We start from the raw sequence: 22,689 nt of genomic DNA on the forward strand, positions 1-22,689 counted from the left end.
TTACGGCGACGTCAAGCGCTCACGCCGGCGCGGACTCGCGGACCACCAGCGACGTGGGCACGACGTGCGGCGCGTCGGGCAGCGCCGTGCCGGTGAGGTTGTCCAGCAGCATCGTCGCGGCGGCCTCACCCATCTCGCGGGAGGGCTGGCGGACGGTGGTCAGCGCCGGCTGGGTGTGCGCGGCGATGGAGATGTCGTCGAACCCGATCACGGCGACGTCCTCGGGCACGGCGCGCCCGGCGGCCCGCAGCCCGTCGAGGACACCGACGGCCATCAGGTCGTTGTGGGCGAACACGGCGTCGAACGGGATGTCGCGGGTGAGCAGGTCGCTCACCGCCGCCTGTCCGCCGCCCCGGGTGAAGTCGCCCTCGACGAGCAGGCCGGGGTCGAGCGGATGGTCGGTGCTGGCGAGGTGGGTGCGCAGCCCGGCGGCGCGGTCGCGGACACAGCCGAACTCGGTGGGCCCGGTGACCATGGCGATGCTGGTCCGGCCGGTGGCCAGCAGGTGCGCGGCGGCCTCGGCGGCGCCGTCGTGGTTGCTGGTCGCCACCGACGGGAAGCCGGGGTGGTGCCCCCGGTCGTCGATCATGACCACCGGCAGCCCGGACTCGTGCAGGCTGGTGATGTAGCTGAGGGTGTCGGGCGGCTCGACGAGCAGCAGCCCGTCGAACGCGTTGGCCGACACGTGCCGGGCGAACTGGGCCAGCGAGTCCGGCCCCCGGTTCATGGTGTTGAGCAGCAACCCGTAACCCCGGGCCTCCAGCACGTCCGCGACGCCCTGGAGCACGTCGCCCATCCAGGGCCAGGTCAACCCGGGCACGAGCATCCCGACGGTCTGGGTGCGCCCCCGCGCGAGCCCGACCGCGCCGGCGCTGGGCGTGTACCCGGTGGCGGCGATGACCTCCCGGACCCGGATGGCGGTGGTCGCGTCGACGTCACCCTTGTTGTTCAGTACCCGCGACACCGTCGTCTTGCTGACCCTGGCCCGCCGGGCGACTTCGGCGATCGTGACCCGCATGTTCCCGCCTCTTCGCTGACTCCGTCCCGCCAGAATACGGTCAGCCGACGACGATCAGCACCAGACCCAGCACACCGAGTAGGACGGTGGCACCGGTCATCAGCAGGGCCGGGAGTGCGAAGTCGACCGGTCGTTCCTCCCGCAACGCCCGCACCGTCCGGCGGTACCGGTCGTGCGACCACCCGAGCGCGCCGAACGCCAGGGCTCCGGCCGCCAACGCGGCGATCACCGCCCACGGCGAGTCCCGCACGATCGCGAGCCGTCCGGCCAGCAGCGCGCAGGCGGCCAGCCCCAGCGCGGTGCGGACCCAGGCCAGTGACGTCCGTTCGTTCTGGTCGGCGGGCGGTGTCATGCCGCCCTCACAGGTTGGCCACCATCACCAGGACGAACACGGCCAGGGCGAGAACGGCGACCCCGTAGGACAGCCACGGGGCGACGCGGGGCGGGGGCAGCGGCCGGTGGTCGCGCATGGCGGCCTCGCTGCGCAGCCAGCGGCGGAACGCCAGGGCGCTGGTGGTCACGCCGGCCAGGACCAGCAACGCGGCGATCACCTGGCGGGCGCCGGGAATCGCCAGCGGCGGGGCGAACGCCTCCAGGCCGATGCCGCCGGCCAGCAGGGCCAGCGCGGTGCGGATCCAGGCGAGGAACGTGCGTTCGTTGGCGAAGCTGAAGCGGGGGTCGGGGTCCTCGCCGGACTCGCGCAGCCGGGTCGGCCAGCTCATCCTGCCCACTCCCCGGGCGGCAGGCCACAAACCCCTGGGGCGCAGGCGAAGACAGCACCGGCTTTGTCGTCCATATTGGACAGTCCAGTTCGCGCGGTGGTGATGTAGAGGGTGGACAGGTCCTCGCCGCCGAAGGCGCAGCTGGTGACGCGTTGGGCCGGTAGTTCGACGGTGGTCAGCAGTCGGCCGTCGGGGGCGTGGCGGCGTAGGCCCCAGCCGTCCCACAGCGCCACCCACAGGCAGCCGTCGGCGTCCACCGTCATGCCGTCGGGGGACCCCCGGTCGACGTCAACCAGGCGGCGGCGGTTGCTCAGCGTGCCGGTGTCCGGGTCGTGGTCGAAGGCGTCGACACCGCCGGTCGCGGTGTCCACGTAGTACAGCGTCGCGCCGTCGGGGGACCAGCCGAGGCCGTTGGAGATCGACACGCCGGTCAGCACCCGGTGCAGCGACCCGTCCGGGTCGAGCCGGTGGAGGGCGGCGCCGGTCGTGCCCTCCAGCATCGTGCCGGCCCAGAAACGGCCCCACGGGTCGGCCTTGCCGTCGTTGAACCGGCCGCCGGGCGGGTCGGTGTCCACTTCGTACCGGCGGACCCGGTCGCCGCCGTCGGCCGCGCTGGTCCACAGGCCGCTGCGGGTCGCCAGCACCAGGCCGCCGCCCGCCCGCGCGGCGACCGTGCCGACCGGCTCACCGAACTCGAAGGCGGTGTCCTCGCCGGTGGCCGGGTCGAACCGGTGCACGAGGCCTGGTTCGATGTCGACCCAGCGCAGGACCCGCTCGCGCGGATCCCAGACCGGGCCCTCACCGAGGACCGCCCGGGCGTCGAGTACCACGTCCGTCATCACGATCACGAACCTACCCCGCGCCGGGTCACGCGCCCCGGCCGGCGATAGTCCGTTCGGGTGGTGGTGACGGGAAGTGGTTGCGGAAATGACCCGAATACCGGCGGTCGGTAATTGTCCAGACCACCCGGATGGACGCGGCCGTCCGGACCACTGATCTACGGCGAACGAACCAACTCGTTGCCGGTAGGGGAAATATCCAGTCCGTCTACTGTGGACGTACACGTTCGGATGCCGTTGAATTCCGGACGCCGAGGGTGAAGCCCTGGTCACCCATCGCTAACATGTGCTGGTGGCAGCAACAGGCGCGGGCAACGCGGCGACGCCGCACAGACCAGTCAGGCGTGGCGACAAGGTCTCTGAGGCGATCGCGCGGGATATTGTTCGGCGGATTGGAGCGGAGGGGCTCTCTCCTGGTACGCAGTTGCCGCCCGAGGCCAAGATGCTGGAGGAGTATCGGGTCGGGCGGGGCTCGTTACGGGAGGCCCTGCGCATTCTGGAGGTACACGGGCTGATCTCGATCAAACCGGGCCCTCGGGGCGGACCGACCGTCGACCAGGTCGACACCCGCAGCTTCGGTCGGATGGCCTCACTGTTCTTCCAGATGGACGGGGTCACCATCCGCGAGCTGATCGAGGCCCGCCTGCACATGGAGCCGATGCTCGCGCGGGCCGCCGCCCAGCAGCAGGACCCGCAACTCGTGCACGAACTGGCACGGTTCGACGGAAGCGGCCACGGCGACGACGAATATGCACGCAACGCCACCGACTTCCACCAGCTGGTCGCGGTCATGTCCGGCAACCGGATCATGAGCCTGTTCGGCCAGTCGCTGGCCGACGTGTTACGCGACCGGCTCCAGGACACGCTGTTCCCGAAGTCCCGGCGCCGCGAGATCCTTACCGTCCACAGTGATATCGGGACGGCCATCGCGCAGGGCGACCCCGACCGGGCCGAACGGTTGATGCGTTCGCACATGGAGGACTACGTCGCCCAGGTGAAACGCCGCCATCCAGGACTGATGCAGGAAGTCGTCGACTGGCGCTGATTCACCCCGTAACGCCGGACCCCTTTCACTCGTTCACGTTTCAACGGGACAAAACCGTGTTCGGGTCCGAAAGGGAGTTCGGTGACGGAGGCTCTCGGTCAACAGGCGGACGCGGAATTGATCGCCGCGGTCCGGCAGGGCGACATCGCGGCGTTCGGAATACTGTATGAACGTCATCTGACCTCGGCGAAACGCGCGGCCAGCTACCTGGCCCGCACCCCGGCCGAGCGCGAGGACCTCGTCGCCGAGGCGTTCACGCGGGTGCTGAGGATCCTGCGGGAGGGGCGCGGCCCGGTCGAGGAGTTCCGGCCCTACCTGCTGGTGACCCTGCGCAACACCGCCATCCACAGTGCCACGCGTGGGTTACCCGTCGCGCTCTACGCGGACCTGCCGGACAGCATCGTCGTCGCCGAGGACGGCGGCGATCCGGTGATCGACCGCTGGAACGCCGGGCTGGCCGCGACCGCGTTCGCCAGCCTGCCGGAGCGGTGGCGGGTGGTGCTCTGGCACACCGAGGTGGAGAAGGAGTCGCCGGCGCAGATCGCGACGCTGCTGGGCATGCGCCCCAACAGTGTGGCCGCGCTGGCCTACCGGGCGCGCGAGGGTCTGCGGCAGGCCTACCTGCGGATGCACGACGGGTCGACGCCCCGGCCGCAGTGCGCGCAGACGGTGAAGAAGCTCGCCGGGTTCGTGCGCGGGAACCTGCCGTCGCCGCTGTCGGACAAGATCGGCCGGCACCTGGCCGAGTGCCGCGACTGCCGGGCGAGGGCGGAGGTGTTGACCAGTATCAATTCCGAGATCGCCGGCCTGATCGCGCCGCTGGTGCTCGGCGCGCCGCTGGCCGCGGCCTACCTGCAGGCCACTCCGGCGGTGGTGACGGCGGCGATCGCCGCCGCGGAGTCCGGGCTGACCGGCCTGACGACCGGCGTGCTGGCGATGAAGGCGACCGTCCTCAAGGCCGGCGCGGCGGCGCTGGTGGCGGTGACGGCACTGACGACGACGGCGGCCGGCCCGGCCCTGGTGCCCGCTCGCGAGCCGACCAGGATACGAGTCGTCGACGGCGAACGAACGGCGACCCTCACTGTGCCGACGCCGCCGACGCCCACGGTTCTGCCTCCATTGCCAACGATCGGCATCGATGCCGAAACCGCGAAAAAAACCGGCAACGGAACCCCGAATCGCGGGCCTGATGCCAACGCATCGGAAAATCGCAACACCAATGGCAACGGCCCCGAGACCATCAGCCGCCCCTGGCCAAAGGACTCACCACCAGAAACGGGTAAGGGAAAATCACCAACCACCAAACCCGGCAAAGGTCACGGCCGTGGAAAGAAACCCCAGCACAGCACCCGGGACCACCCGCCGACAGGTGGTCAGGCAGGCCGCGGATCCTGAACCGACCACCGATTGCCGTCCGGATCGGCGAAGAAGACGAACGCGCCACCGGGCCCGGTCGACACGTCGCTCACCTCGACCCCGCGCCCAGCCAACTCGGCCCGAGCGGCCTCGATGTCCTCGACGACGAGCTGAACCCCCGCCAACGACCCCGGCTCCGAGTCGACGATCCCCTTGCCCAGGGCGATCGAACAGGCCGACCCGGGTGGGGTGAGCTGCACGAACCGCAGATCGTCGCTCACGGTGTGGTCATGGTCGAGGATGAACCCGACCTTCTCGGTGTAGAACGCGATCGCACGGTCCACATCGGTCACCGGAACGGCGACCAGCTCCAACCGGTAGTCCATGGCCCCGACCCTACGCCGACCCACCGAGACCACCTGGTTCATTTGTTTCCGCAGGTAGCGACGTTCGGGTAGTCCGTTGTCGACGACAACAGAAGCCGATCACCGAAGCCCGGACCGCACCAACGACAGCCCACCTCGAGCCAGGCCAGAACGACCATCTCCCAGCCGCCCACTTCATCCACACCCCACCCGCTCACCCCCAGTTTCTGTCGGCCCTCCGCAGTAGCCTGGAAAGCGGGGGGCCCCCGCGGGTCCGGGGTCGGCGGGGTGGCTGTGGATCCCGGGTTGCGGCCGTGTTCAGCGGTGCCTGGACCGTCGTGACCGGGGCGTCCTGCTCGGGACCAATGAGGTCATGGCATGCGATCGGCGTGGCGGTAGTGACCGGGGTGTGCGGTTCGGGGGCGATGGGGTGTTGGTGTGCGGTTGGCGTGGTTGTGGTGGTTGGGGTGTGCGGTTCGGGCGGTGGGGTGTTGGTGTGCGGTTGGCGTGCCTGTGGTGATCGGGGCGTGCGGTTCGGGGGCAATGAGGTCATGGCGTGTGATTGGCGCGGCCATCGTGTCGGTCCGCCGGCTCTAGACGTCAGATCGGCCGGCTCCCGACGCAGCCGCCCACCCCATCCACAGCCCACCCGCTCACCCCCAGTTTTTGTCGGTCCTCCGCAGTAGCCTGGAAAGCGGGGGGCCCCCGCCGGGCCGAGGGCTGCAAAAGGGGCGGTTGTGGGCCCGTGGTTCGGGGGCTGGCCAGGTCCTAGGCGGGTTCCGCAACCGGGCGATGGCGTGGACGTTCGCCGGTGGTCGGCTCGATCGATCGGTGCCAGCTCCGGGTCACACGCCACGGAAACGTTACGCCGGCCCGTCGTCACCGCAGCGGTTGGCGCGTTCTCGCAGGTAGCGGCGTTCGGGCTCGCTGAGGGTGCCGTTGGCGGCGGTGAGGTACGCGGTGCGGGCGGCGGCCGGGTCGCCGGCCTGTTCGAGGAGGTGGGCGCGCACGGCGTCCACCCGGTGTTGGCCGGCCAGGCGCGGGTCGTCGGCGACTTCGGCGATGAGGGCGAGGCCCGCCGGTGCGCCGTGCACCTTGCTCTCGGCCACCGCCTGGCTCAGGACGATCACCGGGTTGTCGTGGAGGGCGCGCAGCAGTCGGTAGAGGCCGAGGATCTGTCGCCAGTCGGTGCGGGCGTCGCTGGGGGCCTCGTCGTGGACGGCGGCGATCGCGGCCTGGAGCAGGAACGGGCCGAAGCGGGGGGTGGCGGCCAGGGACGCCGCGACCAGGCCGGTGCCTTCGGCGATGGCGTCGCGGTCCCAGCGGGTGCGGTCCTGCTCGGCCATCGGGACGAGTGAGCCGTCGGGGGACAGGCGGGCGGGGCGGCGCGCGTCGGTCAGCAGCATCAGCGCGAGCAGGCCGGCGACCTCGTGGTCGCCGGGCAGCAGGCGGTGGACCAGGCGGGTCAGCCGGATGGCCTCGGTGGTCAGGTCGGGGCGGTGCAGGGCCTCGCCCTCGGTGGACGTGTAACCCTCGTTGAAGATCAGGTACAGCACCTGCAGCACCGCGGACAGGCGCGCGGGCAGTTCGGCGGCGGGCGGGGTGCGGAAACCGATCCCGGACGCGCGGATCCGCTGTTTGGCCCGCGTGATGCGTTTGGTCATGGTCGCCTCGGGCACCAGGAACGCGCGGGCGATCTCGGCGGTGCTCAGGCCGCCGACCGCGCGCAGCGTCAGCGGGATCTGCGCCGCCGGGGCCAGCGCCGGGTGGCAGCACAGGAACAGCAGCGTCAGCGAGTCGTCGGCCGGCGCGTCGGGGGCGTCGGCGGGCGGGGCGAGGTACTGGTCGCGCGGGATCCGCACGCCTTCGGTGTCCTCGCGGCGCCGGCGGGCGATCTCGCTGCGCAGGTGGTCGGTCATCCGCCGGTGGGCGACCCGCACCAGCCAGCCGCGCGGGTTGTCCGGCAGGCCCTCGGTCGGCCACTGCATTGCGGCGTCGAGCAGCGCCTCCTGGACGGCGTCCTCGGCCGCGGCGAAGTCGCCGAAGCGGCGGACCAGCGCACCGAGGACCCGCGGCGCCAGTTCGCGCAGCAGGTCCTCGATGGCCGTGTCACGCACGGTCAGGAACCGAACCCGGCCGAGGTGGGGCGGATCTCGATCGTGTCGCCGGTCGCGTCGGCGATCCTGGCGCCGATCTCGACGGCCCGGTCGTAGCTCTGGCAGTCGATGATCGCGTAGCTGGCGAGCACCTCCTTGAGCTCGGCGTACGGGCCGTCGGTGACCTCGGGGCCGTCGGGGCGCTTGCGGATGGTCTTGGTGTGCGACGGCTGTTCGAGACCCTCCGTAGTCACGAATTCACCCGATTCGGTGAGTTCCTTGCCGAGGACCTCGTAGAACTCGCAGGCCTCCTGCACGTCGGCCGGCATCGGGGCGTTGGGGTCCCAGTTCGTGACCGCGTCCTCCCAGGCCTGGGCGTTGGTGTAGGCGAGCATCAGATACCTCATGGTCAACTCCTTGTTCGACTCGGTTGTACTGGGACGTCGGAGCCGACTCGCCGGCGAGGACACCCTCCCAGCGGAAATCTAACCGAGACTTTCGGCGGGCTGCGGGCCAAGACCGGGGACCTGCTGGGGAAAGGGTTTTCCTCAGGGGGCGGGCGGCCGTTGAGGTCTTGCCAGGCGTCGGATCCGCTCGTTACGCTCCGAATACATCCCGACGCAGGGAGTGCGACATGGATCGGTGTGACCGTCCCGTCACTTCGGTGGACGCCTGCCCGCGATCAACACCGCCACGGTGGTGTCGCTTTCTGTCCTGACGCGACGGTTCGGTGCGTTCGTGGTCCGTTCGGGAGGGAGTACGCGATGCGCAGGACGTTCCTGATGGCGATGGCGGCCGCGCTGGTGGTCGGGGCGTGCGGGGCGCCGGAGGACAACACGCCGTCGGCCGACGCGCCGGGGGAGGTGCCGGACAGGCCGTCCGCGCCGGTGGAGCTGAACATCCTGGACGTGGCCGGCAACCTGCAACTGACGCAGGGAATGATCGACGAGTTCGTGGCGGAGAACCCGGACATCGTGTCGAAGGTCAACTACACCAAGGCGACGGCGCCGGAGATGCCTGGGAAGTTACAGGCCGAGCAGCGCGGCGGAACGTCGCAGACCCACCTGGTCCTGACCGGCACCGACGGCCTGGCCTCGGTGATCGAGCAGGAGTTGGTCCTCACGCTGCTGCCCGAGTTCGACGCCCGGTTCCCCTCCCTGGAGGAGAACTACCTCCCGGCGGCGGCCGACATGCACGCGCTGGCGCAGGGGCAGGGGATCACGGTGACGTTCTACCCGTCCGGTCCGCTGCTGGAGTACGACCCGGAAACGGTGTCCGATCCGCCAGGATCGGCCGAGGAACTGCTGACCTGGGCCAAGGCGAACCCGGGCAAGTTCCAGTACGCGCAGCCGGCGAACTCGGGGCCGGGCCGGACGTTCATCATGGGGCTGCCCTACCTGCTTGGCGATTCCGATCCGAAGGACCCGGTCAACGGGTGGGACAAGACGTGGGCCTATCTGGCCGAACTGGGGAAGTACGTCGACTACTACCCCACGGGAACCACGGACACCATGAAGAACCTGGCCAACGGAACCGTGTCGATGGTGGCCACGACCACCGGTTGGGACATCAACCCTCGCGTTCTGGGAACGGTCCCGGCGCGCATGTCGGTGGCGACGATGGAAGGTTTTCACTGGGTCACGGACGCGCATTACGCGGTGGTGCCCCGGGGGGTTTCGCCGGATGTGCTGTCGGCCGACCTGGCTCTGATGCGGTGGATGCTGCGCCCCGAACAGCAGGCGAAGGCTTTCGACAGCGGGTACTTCTACCCCGGCCCGGCGGTGGACGGCGTGACACTGGAGATGGCCCCCGAAGAATCACGGAAGGTCATCGAGGAGTTCGGCCGGGACGAGTACGACGAGTTGATCGCGGACAATCCGCAGGAGACCTCGTTGCCGGCGCCGGCGCAGGTCGCCGCGTTCCAACGCTGGGATCGAGAAATCGGAAGCGGGAAGACCCGGTGATTCCCGGTAGGTACCGCAGCAGTCCGCCGACAACCCCCAACCCACCCCGCGCAACACCCACCACCAAGACCCTCAAACACCCACAATCCCAACAAACCCAACCCCGCCCAACAGGTAGGTAGACCCCCACCCTCCCGGGGGCACCCCTCAGGCCCATTCTACTCGGAAGGCGGTCTTGGGGGCCCGCTTCGGGCTCTGCCTGTGGACAACTCGAAGCACCCGTGACCCACCTCGCGAAGAGTCCGCGACCCAACCTGAACCCACGACCGAGGACCAGGCCCGACGTGCCACGACCAAACCCGAGATCGTGTCCTGTCGCTCCGTGAAAGGCGGTGGTAGGGGTGAGTGATGGGTTCGCCTCGTTGCGGATGGAGAACGTCCGACGGGTCTTCGGGGAACAGACGGCGCTACGAGGACTTGACCTGAGCATCTCGGGCGGCGAATTCGTCGCTCTGCTGGGCCCTTCGGGCTGCGGCAAATCGACCGCGTTGAACTGTCTGGCCGGCCTGCTGCCCCTGTCCGGCGGCCAGATCTTTCTCGACGAGCGGCGGATCGACCTGTTACCGCCCGAGCGGCGGGATTTCGGAATGGTGTTCCAGAACTACGCGCTGTTCCCGCACATGTCCGTCCGCCGGAACGTGGGTTTCGGTCTGGTGATGCGACGGGTCGCGCGCGGGGAACGGGAACGGCGGGTCGAACAGGCACTGCGGTTGGTGCGGTTGACCGACCACGCCCACAAGTTCCCGGCCCAGCTCTCCGGCGGCCAGCAGCAGCGGGTGGCCATCGCCAGGGCGATCGTGGTGGAGCCTCGCGTGGTGTTGATGGACGAACCGTTGTCGAACCTGGACGCCGCGCTGCGGCTGGAGATGCGGACCGAGATCCGGCGGCTGCACCAGGAGTTGGGGCTGACGACCGTGTACGTCACGCACGATCAGGAGGAGGCGCTGGCGCTGGCCGATCGCCTGGTCGTCCTGCGGGAGGGCGAGGTGCAGCAGATCGGGACCCCGGAGGAGGTCTACGCGTCGCCGGCCAACCGGTATGTCGCCGGGTTCATGGGCTACCGGAACGTGATTCCGGCGGCGGTGTCGGCCGTGGCCGGCGGCGGGGTGGTGGTGCGGGCGGCGGGCGCCCTGCTGCGGGGCGTCGCCCAGGGCGGGGTCGGGGGTGGCGTGGACGTGGTGGTGGCCGTTCGACCCTCGGACGTGGCGGTGGGGGAGGGGGAGAACGCGCTGCGGGGCGTGGTGGAGATCGTCGAGTACCACGGGCGGGAGCAGGCCGTTCAGGTGCGGTTGGACGACGGCACCGCGTTTCACGTGCGCACCGGGACACGGTTGGCGCCGGGGGATCCGGTCGCGTTGACCGTGCCGGCCCAGCGGGTTCTGGTGTTCGCGTCGTGAAGGGGCGGCACTGGTTGGCCGAGCGTGGCGTGGACCGGGTGCTGCTGTTGTTGGTGCCCGGCCTCGTGTTCGTGGTGGGATTGTTCGCCTATCCGGTGTTGTACGGGTTGCAGCTCTCCTTCCAGCCCAAGGAAGGCGGCGGGTTCTTTGAGAACTACGTCCGGTTCTTCGCGGATCCTTATTTGCGGGACACGATCTGGATCACGTTGCGGTTGGCGTTGCCGGCGGCGTTGATCAATGTGGTGGCTTCTGTTCCGGTGGCTTACCGGTTGCGCGGACGGGTGCGGGGAAAGCGCTTCCTCACCACTGTTCTCGTGGTGCCGATCACTCTCGGGACCGTGTTGACGGCCGAAGGGTTGATCGGATACCTGGGGCCGGTGGGTTGGTTCAACAAGATCCTCCTGGGGATCGGGCTGATCGATGAACCCCTGCGGTTGGTGCACAACTACTGGGGTGTGCTGTTCTCGCTGATCATCACCGGATTTCCGTTCGCGTTCCTGTTGACCCTGTCCTATCTGTCGGGAATTGATCCGTCGTTGGAGAAGGCGGCGGCCACGTTGGGCGCGGACTGGTGGCGCCGATTCCGGTACGTGACGCTTCCGCTGCTCGCCCCCGGGCTCGCCATCACGTTCTGTCTGACGTTCGTGCTCGCGTTCTCCGTGTTTCCCTCCGCCTATCTGGTGGGCCTTCCCCAGGGGGAGACGCGGGTCATCTCGATCGCGGCCTACGAGTCCGCCTTCCGGGACAGTGACTACCCGCTCGGCTCGGCGATCGCGATGATCATGGCGGTGGTGATGGTGGTCGTGGTGGGGCTGGTGCTGCTGTGGCGGTCCACGCTCTACCGGGGAGCGACGGGAGGCAAGGGATGAGGCCCGGTGCCTGGCTCGTCTGGGGGCTGGTCGGGTTCTTCCTGGTCAACCTGCTCGGGCTCGTGCTGGCTGTCGTGGTGAACTCGTTGTCCGTCGAGTGGTTCGGGACGTGGTGGCCCAACGGGCTCACCACCGCCTGGTACGCGACCGCCTGGCGCGAGATGAACCTGCTGGAGGTGCTGGCGGTCACCGTGCAGGTCTCGGTCGCGGTGGTCGTCGCGTCGGTGGCGATCGGGGTGCCCACCGCCTACGCGCTGGCCCGGCGGAACTTCCCCGGCAAACGTCTGGTCACGCTGCTGTTCCTGCTGCCGATCATGCTGCCGCCGATGACCTACGGGATTCCGCTGGCCACCGTGCTCTACAAGTTCGACCTCGCGGGCGGGATCGTCGGCGTCATCGTCGCGAACCTGGTGCCGTCGGTGCCGTTCGTGGTGCTCACCATGACGCCGTTCATCGAGCAGATCGACCCGAGGATCGAGGCCGCCGCCAGGATGTGTGGCGCGCGCACGCTGTCGGTGTTCACCCGCGTGCTGGCGCCGCTGCTGGTCCCGGGCATCCTCGCCGCCTCGATCCTGGTGCTGGTGCGCACCGTCGGCATGTTCGAACTGACCTTCCTCACCGCCGGGCCCGGCAGCCAGACACTCGTCGTGTCGCTCTACGAGGCCATGTTCTCCGCCGGGATCCGTGCCCAGCAGGCGGTCGACGCCATGGCCGTGATCTACACCGGCTCGATGCTGGTACTACTGGTGATCGCGCTGCGATTCGTGAACCCGACACAGCTCGTCACCAGGCTGAAGGAGCCAGCATGACCCAACGCGTCCTGATCACCGGAGCCGCCGGCAGGGTGGGCGCGATCCTGCGCCCGCGCCTGGCCAGGGACGGCCGGGTGCTCCGGTTGCTCGACCGCCGACCCCTGGAGGCCGGGGCCGGCGAGGAGGTCGTGACGGGCTCGGTCACCGACCCCGACGTCATGCTCGAGGCCAGCGCCGGGGTCGACGCGGTCGTGCACCTCGCCGGACACCCCGGCGAGAACACCTGGCCGGAGATCCTCGCCGTCAACATCGACGGCACGCACACCGTGTTCGAGGCCGCGCGGCAGGCCGGGGTGCCGCGCGTCGTGTTCGCCTCCAGCAACCACGCCGTCGGCTACCACCCGGCCGGCCAGGACGCCCCCGACGACCTCGTGCCCCGCCCCGACACGTTCTACGGCGTCAGCAAGGCCGCCGGCGAGGCGCTCGGCAGTCTCTACCACGACCGCCACGGCCTGGACGTCGTCTGCCTGCGGATCGGCACCTGCGCCGAACACCCGGGCGACGAACGCGGCCTGGGCACCTGGCTGTCCCCCGACGACTGCGGGCGGCTCGTCGAGGCCGCGATCAGCGCGCCGAAGCCCGGTTTCCGTGTCGTGTGGGGGATCTCGGCGAACACCAGGGCCCGGTGGTCGCTGGACGGGGCGCGCGCCCTGGGCTACGAGCCGCGCGACGACGCCGAGGTGTTCGCCGACTCGGTCACCCCGGCCACCGCCGCGCAGAAAACCTTCCTGGGTGGCGACTTCTGCGCGTTTGGGCCGGAGGCGAAGTGATCACCGGACACGCTTATCCCTGGGACGTCCTCGGCGACCCGTCGTTCGCCGGCCGGGCGATCGCCGCCGGGGTGTCGGCGGTGGCCCTCGCGGCGGCCTACCACTCGACCCGCGCCGCCACCCCGCTGCACCCCGACCACCAGTTGGTGCACGCCCGCTACGCCGCGCTGTACCGGCCGGTCCGCCAGCAGGTCTGGGCCTCGCGGCGACTCCGGCCACTCGGTCCTGAGTGGATGTCCACACAGGACTCCTTTGCTGAGGCGGCGGAAACCTTACGTGCGGCCGGGTTACGCGTCTCGGCGTGGGTCGTGCTCACGCACAACACGCGGCTGGGCACCGAGTTCCCGGACCTCGCCGTGGTCAACTGCTTCGGCGAGCCCTACCCGTACGCGCTGTGCCCGTCCTCGGCGGAGGTCCGTGAGTACGCCGCGACCCTCGCCAGGGAAGCCGCCGCCGGCGCCGACGCGGTGTCCCTGGAAGCCTGCGGCCAGCTGGGCGTCACCCACCTGTCCCACCACGAGAAGACCGACGGCGCGTTCTCCCCGGCGACCGAGCGTTGGCTGTCGGTGTGCTGCTGCCCCGCGTGCCGTCAGGCGTGGGCGGCGCGGGGCCTGGACCCCGACGAGGTCACCGCCACCCTGCGGCACGCCATCCGCACCCGCGCCGAGGTCCCCTTCGCCGCCGAACTGCTCGCCACCCGCCACGCGGCGACCGACGCCCTGCGCGCCGAGGTCCTCGCCGAGGTGGACGTGCCGGTCACCCTGCACGCCCACCCCGACCCGTGGGCCACCGGCGCCGCCCCCGGCCTCACCCCGTCCACCGCCGGCGACGTCGCTGCCCTGCTGGTGCCCGCCTGGCCCACCGACCCGGCGACCACCGACCTGATCGTGCGCGCGCGCCGCACCTCGGCGCCGGTCGAGGCGTACGTGACGGTGCTGTCACCCACCGAACCGGCGGCACTGACCGACCACTGGCGACGGTTGCGCGCGGCCGGCGCCACCGGCGCCGCCGTCTACCACCTGGGCCTCGCCCCGTCCTGGCGACAACCACTCTTCCGTGGGTTCGGCTGACGGCCGCCCACCCGAGACCGTCGCACCTTCCACCCGCACCCCGGTCCCGCCTGGCCGGCCCCGGCCCACCAGGCATTGTGGGTGTGGGCTGACCGTGTGCGATGCTCGGGCCCATGGCGGTTGACACTGGTGAGTGGCTCGACACCCATCGGGTGGAGCTGACCGGTTACTGCTACCGCATGCTCGGCTCCGGGTTCGAGGCCGAGGACGCCGTGCAGGAGACCCTGGTGCGGGCGTTGCGGGCCGGCTATGACCCGGCGCGGGGCTCGCTGCGTGCGTGGCTGTACTCGATCGCCACGAACGTCTGTGTCGACATGCTGCGGAGTGCGCAGCGGCGTGCGCTGGCGATGGATCTCGGGCCGGCCAGTGAGCCGGGGCCCGATCTGGGCGCTCCGTTGCCGCAGGGCGCGTGGGTGCAGCCGGTGCCGGACGGTCGCGCGGTGGCGGGCGATCCGGCGGAGGTCGCGGTGCTGCGGGAGACGGTCCGGTTGGCGTTCGTCGCGGCGCTTCAGTACTTGCCGGCGCGGCAGCGGGCGGTGTTGATCCTGCGGGAGGTGTTGCGGTTTCCGGCGGCCGAGGTCGCCCGGCTGTTGGACACGACGGTGGCGTCGGTGCACAGCGCGTTGCAGCGGGCGCGGGCGACCCTGTCGGTGCGGGCGCCGGCGCCGGCGGAGCCGTTGGGACCTGAACAGCACGAGTTGTTGGGTCGGTATGTCGCCGCTTTCGAACGCTACGACGTGCCCGCGCTGGTGGCTCTGATGCATGAGGACGCGACGATGTCGATGCCGCCGTTCGCCTGGTGGCTGCGGGGCCGTGAGCACATCGCGGCGGCGCTCAGCCACAGTGACGGTACGTGTGACAACGCTCGGTTGGTGCCGACGATGGCCAGCGGGTCGCCCGCGTTCGGCCAGTACCGCTGGACGGGCGCCGAACACGAGCCGTTCGCGCTGGTGGTGCTGGAGGTCACCGCCGAGTCGATCACCTCGTGCACGACCTACCTCGACCTGGCGCACGCGTTCCCGCTCTACGGCCTGCCGATGAGTTTGCCGGCGCCGATCCGTACCAACGAGCATGAGTGATTTCGTGGAACGACCCGAGCAGCACTACGCGGCGATCCCGATCCGGGCGACGCTGCGGGAGTGGGGTTCGGTCAACGCCCTGATCCCCGAGGTGTACGGCTGGCTGGCGGAGCGGAACATCCCGCCCGCCGGCGCCCTGTTCTACCGGCACGTGGTCGTGGGCGGTCTGACGGAGAAGTTCGAGGTGGAGGTCGGGGTGCCGGTGGCCGCGCCGGTCGTGGCCGACGGGCGGGTCGTCGCGGGCCGCAAGCCGGCCGGGCGGTACGCCGTGCGGATCCACCACGGACACCCGGACGGGGTGGCGGCCACCCACGAGGACCTGGTGGCGTGGGCCACCGGCCAGGGGCGCCCGCCGGTGCGTGACGGGGACGTCTGGGTGGGGATGTTCGAGTCCTACCTGACCAACCCCGACGACGAACCGGACCCCGACCACTGGCGCACGGAACTGGCCTACCTGGTCTGACCCGGGTGCGGGCCGCCCGGCGCGGCCCGCACCCGCGTGACTACGGCGTGCAGCTGTCCAGGTAGCGCGCGGCGTACAGCCCGCTGTTGAGGTAGGTCAGGTAGCTGTCGAGGGTTCCCGCATTGAGGGCGGTGTCGGCGGCTGCCTGCACGTGGGGTCCGACCTCGTCGGCGATGGTGCGGACGGTCGCGATGCGGAGGTCGACTGCCCAGGGGGTGGTCCAGGTCGTTCGGACGAAGTCGCGGAGGTCGGCGGCGGTTCCGTTGCGGAGGAGGTCCTGGGTGGCCTGGAAGAGGCTGGTGAGTGATTCGTTCCGGGCCACGGAGGACATCTGGTTGACCAGTATGCGGATGTCGAGGTCGGTGGCGGTGTCCGGGTCGACGAGGAACTCGCGGATGTCCCGGAACGTCGTCACCGGCCAGCCGGCGTCCAGGGCACGGGCGACGTGCAGTTCGTGGTTGAGGTAGGTGAGGTAGCTGTCGAGGGTTCCCGCGGTGAGGGCGGCGTTGGCGGCTGCCTGCACGTGGGGTCCGACCTCGTCGGCGATGGTGCGGACGGTCGCGATGCGGAGGTCGACTGCCCAGGGGGTGGTCCAGGTCGTTCGGACGAAGTCGCGGAGGTCGGCGGCGGTTCCGTTGCGGAGGAGGTCCTGGGTGGCCTGGAAGAGGCTGGTGAGTGATTCGTTCCGGGCCACGGAGGACATCTGGTTGACCAGTATGCGGATGTCGAGGTCGGTGGCGGTGTCCGGGTCGACGAGGAACTCACGGATGTCCCGGAACGTCGGCGCCTCGCACGCCGCCGCGTTCGGTCTTGGTGATTCCGGTTGGGCTGAGGCCGGTGAGGCCGGGATCAGCAGGGCGAGTACCAGCAGCAGACCGGTCGAGATCTTCCATCGCATGTGTTGTGCTCCCCAGTTTCAGTTGTCGGAAAGGTTGATCTCCACGAGGGCCGTCGCCGCCTCGGCGGCCGCCCTGGCCAGCAACTCGCCGACCCGGGCGTCGCCCACGAGGTTCCGGTTGCCGGTGGCCACCAGTGCCGCCGCGAGGTCGGCGACCTCGGTGGCGGCCGACGCGACCGTGCGGGGCACCTCGATCGCCGAGGCCATCGCCGAGGCGATCCGCGCCGGCCGCTCCGGGTCGTCGCGGGGCAGCCGCCGGGCGGCCAGGACCGCCGTGTACGCGGCGGCGTCGGCGTCGGCCAGCGGCTCCAGCAGCGCACGCAGCTCCTCGGCCCTGGTCGCCGACTCGCCGCTGAACCGGGCCGCCATCGCCACGAGCGCGGCGGCCGACGCGGCCGTCAGCGCCGCCACCGCCCCGCCGCCCGGCGCGGGTGTGCGCGCGGCGACCCGTTCCAGCAGGCCCCCGACCGACACCTGCAACAACGTCACGACAGCCCGACAATCTCGCCGTCGTCGTCGAAGTCGATGCGGGTGGCCGCCGGGGAGGAGCCCAGGCCGGGCATCGTTCGCATGTCGCCGCAGATGGGGTAGACGAAACCGGCGCCGACCGACGCCCGGACCTCGCGGACCGGCAGCGTCCAGCCGGTCGGCGCGCCCAGCAGCTTCGGGTCAGACGAGATCGACAGGTGGGTCTTGGCCACGCAGATCGGGAGGTCGCCGAAGCCGTTGCGTTCGTAGGTGTCCAGCTGGCGGCGGGCGGTGGGGGAGTAGGACACGTCGTCGGCGCCGTACACCTTGGTCGCGATCGCGTTGATCTTCTCCCGCAGCGGCGCGGCCGACGGGTACAGCAGACGGAACTCCGTCGGCTCGTCGGCGGCCTCGGCCACGGCCTCGGCGAGTTCGGTCGCCCCGGCGCCGCCGTCGGTGAAGTGGGTGCTCACCGCCACCCGCGCGCCCATGGACTCGGCGACCTCGCGGATCGCGGCGTGCTCGGACGGGTGGTCGGTGGGGAAGGCGTTGATCGCCACCACGGGGGACACGCCGTGCAGCCGGATGTTCTCGATCTGCTTGCGCAGGTTCGCCGCGCCGGCGTGCACGTCGTCGGGGTTCTCCGCCAGCAGGTCCTCGGGCAAGGGTTTTCCCGCCACGATGCGGAACTTGCCGGAGTGGGCCTTGAGGGCACGCACGGTCGCCACGAGCACGGCGGCGTCGGGGGCCTGGCCCGACACCCGGCACTTGATGTTGAAGAACCGCTCGGCGCCCATGTCCGCGCCGAAACCGGCCTCGGTGATCAGGTAGTCGCCGCAGCGGATGCCGATCAGGTCGGCGACCACCGACGAGTTGCCGGTCGCGATGTTGCCGAATGGTCCACAGTGGACTAAAACGGGCGTGTTCTCCAGTGTCTGCATCAGGTTCGGCTTGATCGCCTCCCGCAGCAGCACCGTCATCGCACCGGCCGTGTCCAGCTGCTCGGCGGTCACCGGCTCACCGGACCGGGTGTAGCCGACGACGATCCGAGCCAGCCTGGACCGCAGGTCGGCCAGGCCCGTGGTCAGCGCGAGCGCGGCCATCACCTCCGACGCCGCGGTGATGTCGAAGCCGGTCTGGCGGGTCACGCCGTCGGCCTTCGGTCCCAGGCCCACCACGACGTTGCGCAGGGCGCGGTCGTTGAGGTCGATGACCCGGCGCCAGGTGATCGAGTCGATGTCCAACCCGAGCTTGTTGCCCTGGTGGAGGTGGTTGTCGACCATCGTGGCCAACAGGTTGTGCGCGGCGGTCACCGCGTGCATGTCCCCGGTCAGGTGCAGGTTCAGCAGTTCCATCGGCACGACCTGGGCGTACCCGCCGCCGGCCGCGCCGCCCTTGATGCCCAGCGTCGGACCCATCGACGGCTGGCGGATCGCGATCGTCGCACGCTTGCCCAGGTGCTTGAAGCCCTGACCGAGACCGACCGTCGTGGTCGTCTTGCCCTCGCCCAGCGGCGTCGGGGTGATGGCGCTGACCAGCACGTACTTCGCCTTCGGGGCGTCGCCCAGGAGTTCGGCGGCCTCCAGGTCGACCTTCATCACGTCGCGCCCGTACGGTTCGAGCACGGCCGGCGGCAGGCCCATGTCGGCGGCGATCTCCTCGATGGGCTTGAGCTTCGCTCCTCGGGCGATCTCCAGGTCGCTCGGAAAGGCCATGGACACTCCCTCGTCTCGATCCGGCGCGCGGGGTCCCCGCTGCCCGCGCGAGACGCTACCTCACCAAAAGTGTGTTCCGGCTGAGTCCGCTCACACCGAACGCAGGCGCCGCGCGACGTCCTCGGGCAGCACGTCGGTGATGAACACGCCCATTCCGGACTCCGACCCGGCCAGGTACTTCAGCTTGTCGGCCGACCGCTGGATCGAGCTCAGTTGCAGGTGCAGGTAGGCGTGCTCGGCGCCGGGCCCGGCCGGGGCCTGGTGCCAGGCGGCGATGTAGGGCAGCGGCCGGTCGTGGAGCGCGTCGAAGCGGCGCAGCACGTCCAGGTACAGCAGGGTGAACGCGTCCCGTTCGGCGTCGGACAGCGCCGGGATGGCCGGCACGCGGCGATGCGGGTACAGGTGCACCTCGACCGGCCAGCGCGCCGCGGCCGGCACGAACGCCGTCCAGTGCTCGTTGGCCGCGACCACCCGGGTGCCCGCCTTCCGTTCCCCGGCAAGGAGATCGGCGAACAGGTTGGTTCCGGTGCGCTCGGCGTGCGCGGCGGCGGAGGCCAGCATCTGGCGGGTGCGGGGCGTGACGAACGGGTAGGCGTAGATCTGGCCGTGCGGGTGGGCGAGGGTGACGCCGATGGCCGCGCCCCGGTTCTCGAAGCAGAACACCTGCGCCACGCCGGGCAGCGCCGACAGCTCGGTGGTGCGGTCGGCCCACGCCTCGACGACCAGCCGGGCGTGGGTGGGCGAGAGGGTGGCGAACGCGGCGTTGTGGTCGCTGGTGAAGCACACCACCTCGCAGCGGCCGATGCCCGGGGCGGAGGCCACCAGCTCGGGCAGCACGGCCTCGACCGGGTCGGCGTGCGTGGACAGGCTGGGGAAGCGGTTCTCGAACACCACGACGTCGTAGTCGGGCGACGGGACCTCGGTGTGCCGGCCGTCCCGCGACGGACACAGTGGACATTCGTCGGCCGGCGGCAGGAAGGTGCGGTTCTGCCGGTGGGAGGCGAGCACGACCCACTCGTCGAGCGCCGGGTCGTGGCGCAGCTGGGAGGCGGTGGACACCGGGTCCAGTTCGCGCGGGTCGGTGAGCACCCGGTCCGGCGCGCCGGGCAGGTCGAAGTAGAGGATCTCGCGTCCGTCGGCCAGTGTCGCGGTGGTGCGCCGCCCCACGACGCCGCTCACGCGCCGGGCTCCACCGGGACCAGGCGCAGGTCCGCGACCTGGTCCTCCAGCACCGCGCGGGCCTCCTCGGGCAGGCGGTCGTCGCTGATCACGGCGTCGGCGTCGCCGAGGCGGGCGATGGTGGACAGGCCGACGACGCCCCACTTGGTGTGGTCGGCGAGCACGACCAGGCGGCGGCCGGCGGCGACCAGGGCGCGGTCGGTGTCGGCCTCCAGCAGGTTGGGGGTGGTGTAGCCGGCGGTCTCGGCCATGCCGTGCACGCCGAGGAACACGATGTCCAGGTGCAGTTGGGCCAGTGCCGAGACGGCGATGGGGCCAACCAGCGCGTCCGAGGGCGTGCGGACACCGCCGACGACGACCACGTTCTGGTCGGTCGACGGGCGGGCGTGCAGGACGTCGGCGATGCGCATCGAGTTCGTGACGATAGTGAGGCCCTCGACCTGGCGCAGGACGTGCGCGAGCGCCCACGTGGTGGTACCGGCGGACAGGCCGACGGCGGTGCCGGAGCTGACCAGTTCGGCCGCGGCGGTGGCGATGGCCTCCTTCTCCGGCTGCTGGCGCAGGGACTTCGCCTCGAAGCCGGGTTCCTCGGTGGAGGCCGAGCGGCGGGTGGCGCCGCCGTGCACCTTGTCCAGCAGGCCCTGTTGGGCCAGCGCGTCGAGGTCGCGGCGGATGGTCATGTCGGAGACACCGAGCATCTGCGCGAACTCGATCACGCGGACGGCGCCCCGTTTGTGGATCTCCTCCACGATCCGGGACTGCCTTTCCGCTGCCAGCATCGCCACTCCCCACTCGGACCCGAATCCGATCGCTATTCAACCATAAATTAACGCAATCGAACATCGGTGCTCGTCGCCGGACGGGTGAGCGACCCCGGAAAGACCGAGAGCGACGGATGGCGCACCAGCGCCACCCATCGCTCCGGCCAGGCCCTCGGGTGAGCGGTGATCACCCGGAGCCGAGCTCGGCCCCAGCATACTGAAGGGTCCCGGCGATCCGTCGGCGGCACATCGCTCCGACGTCCCTCCGGTGATTCGGACGAACCGGACGCAGGTCGGACGCGTGCGGGGGACTCAGGTCGGATGTCTCGGGCCGTTTGGGCGGGTCGGGTGTGGGATCACGATCCGGGCATCGGTTGACCGCCGACCTCTTGACAGGCCCGCCTGGTGTTGGTCAAGGTTTCGTTTCTGAGAGGTCGCGTTCAGTACTGTTCGACTTCTGCCTGAGGAGGCGCGCAATGAGGAGCCCTCGATCCTTCGGCGTCGGCGGCGTTCCGGCCCTGTCCATCCAGCGGCGGACCCTGCTGAAAGGGATGCTCGGCGCCGGTGCCCTGGCCGGGTTAGCCGGCTGTGGCGGTGGGGACGGTGACGGCGGCGGGGGCGGCGGCGGTGCCGTGACGTTCGGGTCGAACTGGTCCGACGAGGTCCCCAAGAACGCGATCGCCGCGATGATGAAGGGCTTCTCCGGCGGCGAGGTGTCGATCAACACGGTCGACCACAACTCGTTCCAGGAGAACATCAACAACTACCTGCAGGGCGGCCCGGACGACGTGTTCGGCTGGTTCGCCGGCTACCGGATGCGGTTCTTCGCCGAGCAGGGCCTGGTCGGCGACATCTCCGACGTGTGGTCGGACATCGGCTCCGGCTTCTCCGAGGCGATGAAGCAGCAGTCGACCGGCTCGGACGGCAAGCAGTACTTCGTGCCGCTGTACTACTACCCGTGGGCGGTGTTCTACCGCAAGAGCCTGTGGCAGGAACGCGGCTACGAGCCACCGGCCACGATGGACGACCTGGTCGCGCTGTCCAAGCGGATGCAGGGCGACGGCCTGGCCCCGATCGCGTTCGGCGACTCCGACGGCTGGCCGGCGATGGGCACCTTCGACTACCTGAACCTGCGGATCAACGGCTACGACTTCCACGTCGAGCTGATGGCCGGCGAGAAGCCGTGGAACTCCCCGGAGGTCAAGGCGGTCTTCGACGCGTGGCGCGAGCTGCTGCCCTACCACCAGCCCGACTCGCTGGGCCGGACCTGGCAGGAGGCCGCGCAGTCGTTGCTGCGCAAGGAGTCCGGGATGTACACGATCGGCATGTTCATGGGCCAGCAGTTCCCCGAGGGCGCCGAGCGTGACGACCTGGACTTCTTCCCGTTCCCCGAGATCGACCCGGCGATCGGCACCGACGCGATCGAGGCGCCGATCGACGGGTTCATGATGTCGGCCCGGCCGCGCAACGAGGACGACGCCAGGGAACTGTTGCGCTACCTGGGCACCGCCGCCGCCGGCGACGCGTACCTCGAGGTCGACCCGAACAACATCGGCGCCCACGACGACGCCGACACGGGCGGGTACAACGCGTTGCAGAAGAAGTCCCAGGAGCTGGTGGGCGCGGCCAAGTCGATCTCCCAGTTCCTCGACCGCGACACCCGCCCGGACTTCGCCTCCACGGTGATGATCCCGTCGATCCAGGAGTTCATCCGCAACCCGAACGACGTCGACGGGCTCACCAAGAGCATCGAGGACCAGAAGGCGTCGATCTTCGGTGGTTAGGCAGGAACGGGAGTGACCA

The 22,689-nt window shown here is 70.3% G+C and carries 23 protein-coding genes; 11 read left to right on the plus strand and 12 right to left on the minus strand.

The genetic code is table 11. The annotated features are described in order from the left end of the window. Positions 1 to 19: 19 nt before the first annotated feature. The 4 genes from BLA60_RS32870 to BLA60_RS32885 are packed head-to-tail and all read right to left on the minus strand — an operon-like array spanning position 20 to position 2,579. Positions 20 to 1,018: a LacI family DNA-binding transcriptional regulator gene (locus BLA60_RS32870; RefSeq protein ID WP_075136943.1), complete on the minus strand. Its 999-nt coding sequence runs from the start codon at positions 1,016 to 1,018 to the stop codon at positions 20 to 22. 40 nt (positions 1,019 to 1,058) lie between these two features. After that, complete coding sequence (locus BLA60_RS32875; RefSeq protein WP_075136944.1) at positions 1,059 to 1,370, minus strand: DUF202 domain-containing protein; 312 nt, start codon at positions 1,368 to 1,370, stop codon at positions 1,059 to 1,061. A 7-nt stretch (positions 1,371 to 1,377) separates the two neighbouring features. Further along, on the minus strand, positions 1,378 to 1,740 hold the full coding sequence (locus BLA60_RS32880) for a YidH family protein (protein WP_075136945.1): 363 nt from the start codon (positions 1,738 to 1,740) through the stop codon (positions 1,378 to 1,380). Further along, a complete protein-coding gene (locus BLA60_RS32885) occupies positions 1,737 to 2,579 on the minus strand; it encodes an SMP-30/gluconolactonase/LRE family protein (RefSeq protein ID WP_075137040.1) in 843 nt (280 codons plus the stop codon). Before BLA60_RS32885 ends, BLA60_RS32880 begins: the two co-directional genes overlap by 4 nt. Before the next feature lie 286 nt (positions 2,580 to 2,865). On the opposite strand from BLA60_RS32885, the gene BLA60_RS32890 reads away from it, so the two are divergent. Continuing rightward, positions 2,866 to 3,624, plus strand: a complete 759-nt coding sequence (locus tag BLA60_RS32890; protein ID WP_084735594.1) for a FadR/GntR family transcriptional regulator — start codon at positions 2,866 to 2,868, stop codon at positions 3,622 to 3,624. 117 nt (positions 3,625 to 3,741) lie between these two features. Beyond that, positions 3,742 to 5,019 (plus strand): sigma-70 family RNA polymerase sigma factor, encoded by a 1,278-nt coding sequence (locus tag BLA60_RS32895; protein ID WP_075136946.1) that lies wholly within the window; start codon positions 3,742 to 3,744, stop codon positions 5,017 to 5,019. On the opposite strand, the gene BLA60_RS32900 is transcribed toward BLA60_RS32895, so the two are convergent. From BLA60_RS32900 to BLA60_RS32910, 3 genes are all read right to left on the minus strand, one after another. Then, positions 4,998 to 5,366: a VOC family protein gene (locus BLA60_RS32900; protein WP_075136947.1), complete on the minus strand. Its 369-nt coding sequence runs from the start codon at positions 5,364 to 5,366 to the stop codon at positions 4,998 to 5,000. The two genes, BLA60_RS32895 and BLA60_RS32900, sit on opposite strands and share 22 nt — an antisense overlap. 842 nt (positions 5,367 to 6,208) lie before the next feature. After that, entirely contained in the window at positions 6,209 to 7,462 is a 1,254-nt protein-coding gene (locus BLA60_RS32905) for an RNA polymerase sigma factor (protein WP_075136948.1), read from the minus strand. 2 nt (positions 7,463 to 7,464) lie between these two features. Beyond that, on the minus strand, positions 7,465 to 7,848 hold the full coding sequence (locus BLA60_RS32910; protein WP_075136949.1) for a YciI family protein: 384 nt from the start codon (positions 7,846 to 7,848) through the stop codon (positions 7,465 to 7,467). A 357-nt stretch (positions 7,849 to 8,205) separates the two neighbouring features. Here BLA60_RS32910 and BLA60_RS32915 point away from each other — a divergent pair, with 357 nt between their 5' ends. The 8 genes from BLA60_RS32915 to BLA60_RS32950 all read left to right on the plus strand — a co-directional run bounded on the left by BLA60_RS32915 (position 8,206) and on the right by BLA60_RS32950 (position 15,865). Further along, positions 8,206 to 9,405, plus strand: a complete 1,200-nt coding sequence (locus tag BLA60_RS32915) for an extracellular solute-binding protein (RefSeq protein ID WP_154814780.1) — start codon at positions 8,206 to 8,208, stop codon at positions 9,403 to 9,405. Between the two features lie 341 nt (positions 9,406 to 9,746). Beyond that, entirely contained in the window at positions 9,747 to 10,802 is a 1,056-nt protein-coding gene (locus BLA60_RS32920) for an ABC transporter ATP-binding protein (protein WP_245812300.1), read from the plus strand. Between the two features lie 29 nt (positions 10,803 to 10,831). After that, a complete protein-coding gene (locus tag BLA60_RS32925) occupies positions 10,832 to 11,671 on the plus strand; it encodes an ABC transporter permease (RefSeq protein ID WP_245812302.1) in 840 nt (279 codons plus the stop codon). Next, positions 11,668 to 12,480 (plus strand): ABC transporter permease, encoded by an 813-nt coding sequence (locus BLA60_RS32930; protein WP_075136952.1) that lies wholly within the window; start codon positions 11,668 to 11,670, stop codon positions 12,478 to 12,480. The genes BLA60_RS32925 and BLA60_RS32930 overlap by 4 nt, the downstream gene beginning before the upstream one ends. Beyond that, entirely contained in the window at positions 12,477 to 13,253 is a 777-nt protein-coding gene (locus tag BLA60_RS32935; RefSeq protein ID WP_075136953.1) for an NAD-dependent epimerase/dehydratase family protein, read from the plus strand. The genes BLA60_RS32930 and BLA60_RS32935 overlap by 4 nt, the downstream gene beginning before the upstream one ends. After that, on the plus strand, positions 13,250 to 14,323 hold the full coding sequence (locus tag BLA60_RS32940; RefSeq protein ID WP_154814781.1) for a hypothetical protein: 1,074 nt from the start codon (positions 13,250 to 13,252) through the stop codon (positions 14,321 to 14,323). The genes BLA60_RS32935 and BLA60_RS32940 overlap by 4 nt, the downstream gene beginning before the upstream one ends. Positions 14,324 to 14,436: 113 nt before the next feature. After that, positions 14,437 to 15,402 carry a sigma-70 family RNA polymerase sigma factor gene (locus BLA60_RS32945; RefSeq protein WP_075136954.1) on the plus strand — a complete coding sequence of 322 codons (966 nt, stop codon included), beginning with the start codon at positions 14,437 to 14,439 and terminating at the stop codon, positions 15,400 to 15,402. After that, the gene (locus BLA60_RS32950) at positions 15,395 to 15,865 is read left to right on the plus strand and encodes a GyrI-like domain-containing protein (RefSeq protein WP_075136955.1); all 471 of its coding nucleotides are present in this window, start codon (positions 15,395 to 15,397) and stop codon (positions 15,863 to 15,865) included. The genes BLA60_RS32945 and BLA60_RS32950 overlap by 8 nt, the downstream gene beginning before the upstream one ends. Before the next feature lie 40 nt (positions 15,866 to 15,905). On the opposite strand, the gene BLA60_RS32955 is transcribed toward BLA60_RS32950, so the two are convergent. The 5 genes from BLA60_RS32955 to BLA60_RS45850 form a co-directional block, all read right to left on the minus strand. After that, on the minus strand, positions 15,906 to 16,763 hold the full coding sequence (locus BLA60_RS32955; RefSeq protein WP_075136956.1) for an ALF repeat-containing protein: 858 nt from the start codon (positions 16,761 to 16,763) through the stop codon (positions 15,906 to 15,908). Between the two features lie 18 nt (positions 16,764 to 16,781). Further along, the gene (locus tag BLA60_RS32960) at positions 16,782 to 17,252 is read right to left on the minus strand and encodes a cyclodeaminase/cyclohydrolase family protein (protein WP_075136957.1); all 471 of its coding nucleotides are present in this window, start codon (positions 17,250 to 17,252) and stop codon (positions 16,782 to 16,784) included. Further along, positions 17,249 to 18,946 (minus strand): formate--tetrahydrofolate ligase, encoded by a 1,698-nt coding sequence (locus tag BLA60_RS32965; RefSeq protein ID WP_075136958.1) that lies wholly within the window; start codon positions 18,944 to 18,946, stop codon positions 17,249 to 17,251. Before BLA60_RS32965 ends, BLA60_RS32960 begins: the two co-directional genes overlap by 4 nt. Before the next feature lie 90 nt (positions 18,947 to 19,036). Continuing rightward, the gene (gene galT, locus BLA60_RS45845; RefSeq protein ID WP_245812304.1) at positions 19,037 to 20,125 is read right to left on the minus strand and encodes a galactose-1-phosphate uridylyltransferase; all 1,089 of its coding nucleotides are present in this window, start codon (positions 20,123 to 20,125) and stop codon (positions 19,037 to 19,039) included. After that, positions 20,122 to 20,904 (minus strand): DeoR/GlpR family DNA-binding transcription regulator, encoded by a 783-nt coding sequence (locus tag BLA60_RS45850; RefSeq protein WP_075137044.1) that lies wholly within the window; start codon positions 20,902 to 20,904, stop codon positions 20,122 to 20,124. The genes galT and BLA60_RS45850 overlap by 4 nt, the downstream gene beginning before the upstream one ends. 458 nt (positions 20,905 to 21,362) lie before the next feature. Here BLA60_RS45850 and BLA60_RS32980 point away from each other — a divergent pair, with 458 nt between their 5' ends. Beyond that, positions 21,363 to 22,670 (plus strand): ABC transporter substrate-binding protein, encoded by a 1,308-nt coding sequence (locus tag BLA60_RS32980; RefSeq protein WP_075136959.1) that lies wholly within the window; start codon positions 21,363 to 21,365, stop codon positions 22,668 to 22,670. Positions 22,671 to 22,689: the final 19 nt, after the last annotated feature.

Origin of the sequence: Actinophytocola xinjiangensis, from assembly GCF_001921215.1 — a bacterium.
Classification (GTDB): Bacteria; Actinomycetota; Actinomycetes; order Mycobacteriales; family Pseudonocardiaceae; genus Actinophytocola; species Actinophytocola xinjiangensis.